The organism is Actinophytocola sp., assembly GCF_045807065.1.
GTDB lineage: Bacteria > Actinomycetota > Actinomycetes > Mycobacteriales > Pseudonocardiaceae > Actinophytocola.
Genome location: NZ_JBJMIE010000635.1, coordinates 1 through 2,036, shown reverse-complemented (window position 1 = coordinate 2,036; position 2,036 = coordinate 1). Strand labels below are relative to the sequence as shown.

Sequence of the window (2,036 nt, the reverse complement as noted above, 5' to 3'; positions counted from 1 at the left end):
TCGCCCGCTCGTTCAGCTCCCCGTAGGTCACCGGCGTGCCGTCGACGTCCACCACGGCCACCGCGTCCGGTGTCTCGCGGACCCGGGCCTCGAATCCGTCGACCACGGACCGCGTTCGCAACTCAGTCCCCATCGGGCACTCCACTTCGGATGACTGGAACACCAACCGACCGGCTGGCGTCCGCCAGACCGAGCGTGTGGTCGACCGACACGGCGCCGGCCAGCTCGGTGGCGGCGGCGGCGATGTCGGTGACCTTCTGCGCGTGCCGCGGGTCCTCGCCGGACACGACGATGCCGATCACGGTGCCGCTGTGGGCCACGGCGACGCCGAGCGCGCCGAGGTCCCGGCAGACCTCCAGCGCCCACGGCAGATGCCGCTTGCGGCACCGCTCCTGGTTGAGCACCGCGCTGCGGGTGGCGACGGCGCCGACCGTCCGCAGGTCGCCGGTGGACAGCGCGGTGGTCAACCTGTCGAGCAGTGCGGCGTACTCACGCCGCTGCGCCGCGGTGATCACCGGCCGGGACGCGTTGAACGCCACGGTGTCCACCTGGCCGCCCTCGTCGATGCCGACGATGGTGAGCGGCGGCACCGGGCCGAGCGTGCGGTGCAGCTTCACCTTCTGGTGGTAGAACGCCACGACGTCGCGGTACATCAGGCCGTCGGTCGGCTCGATCGGCCGCAGGTAGGACTCGGTCTCCTGGGGTGTGACGGGCACGCCGAGGGCGCTGGCGACGGCGCGCACGGTCGCCACCAGGTCGGCGGACGAGCTCGACATGCCCTTGCCCTCGGGCAGGTCGCTGGCGAGCTCGAGCGTGCCGCCGTGCCGGATGCCGTAGGCGTCCAGCATGAGCCGGGCGGCCCGCAGCGCCTTGTGCTTGCCCGCGGGCTCGACCAGCAGCTCCGTGGTGCCGGGCACCAGGGTGAGCCGCGCGGTGGACCAGCGTGCGATCGGCAGGGTGACCAGGAAGTCCTCACCGGCGCCGGGAAGCGCACCCTGCAGCAGTTCGCCGAAGGTGCCGAACGAGCTGCCGACACCACTGCGCCGGCCGACCCCCGCCTCCCGCACGGTGGTGCCCACCGGTTCCACGCCCGCCCCCTGCTGATGGTTCACTCCGCGAACTCCGTTCACCGGGCCGTCTCCGGGACCAGCGGCGCGTCCTAGCCCGCCGGTGTAGCGCCGAGGCGGGCGAGGACGAACGGCCCGGCGATGATGTGCACGACGCCCTGCAGCGAGATGACCGCGATGACGCCCACCACGTCGCCGAGCGTGCTGGCGACGACGACACCGAGGACCATGGCGGTCGCCCACCCCGTGCTGATCGCGCCGAACACCCGGCCCCGGAAGTCGTCCGGCGTCCCCAGCTGCTGGATCGTGTTGAAGCCGGTGAACATGGCCGCGGCCGGCGCACCGACGAGGCAGATGAGCACGAAGAGCGGCCACAGCCGCGGAATGGCGAGCGGATAGAGCGCGATCGCCAGGTCCAGGATGCCGAACAGCAGGGCGCCGTAACCGAGCAGGAATCGCGGCTGGAAGCGGGAGCCGAGCGCGGCGACCGCCAGTGCCCCCGCGATTCCGCCGATCGCCTGTGTGGAGAGCACCGAGCCGTATTCGGCGCTGTCCGCATTGAGCACGCCGATGATGAGGGGGGCGAGCAGCACCGACAGCACGCCCTCGCCGAAACCGTTCAGCACTCGGAAGACGAAAATGGTGGTCAGTTCCCGACGGCCGAAGCACACCCGGATGCCCGCCGCCCACTCGCGCCTCAGGCGGCCGGACCGGGGCGCGGGCCCGACGGCCTCCTCCCGCGCCGGCGCCGCCCGGACCATGGCGACCAGCGCCGCGGCCAGCAGGTAGCTGACCAGGTCCACGACGGCGACGAGCAGGACGCCGCCCGTCGCGGCGAGCACGCCGCCCAGCACCGGCCCGATCAGCCTCGTGAGCTGGCGGTTCTGCCCGTTGATCGCGTTCGCGGCGACCAGGTCGCCGGCCGGCACCAACCGCGGCACCACCGCGTCGAAGGCCGGCCCGAAGAAC

At 72.7% G+C, this 2,036-nt stretch carries 2 protein-coding genes; both read right to left on the bottom strand.

Going from position 1 to position 2,036, the window contains the following annotated elements; translation table 11 throughout:
• Positions 1–122: 122 nt before the first annotated feature.
• Positions 123–1,112 (bottom strand): kinase, encoded by a 990-nt coding sequence (locus ACJ73U_RS36935; protein WP_407782403.1) that lies wholly within the window; start codon positions 1,110–1,112, stop codon positions 123–125.
• Between the two features lie 47 nt (positions 1,113–1,159).
• Positions 1,160–2,036 (bottom strand): MFS transporter (locus ACJ73U_RS36930; protein ID WP_407782402.1); only part of this gene is annotated, 877 nt, incomplete at its 5' end.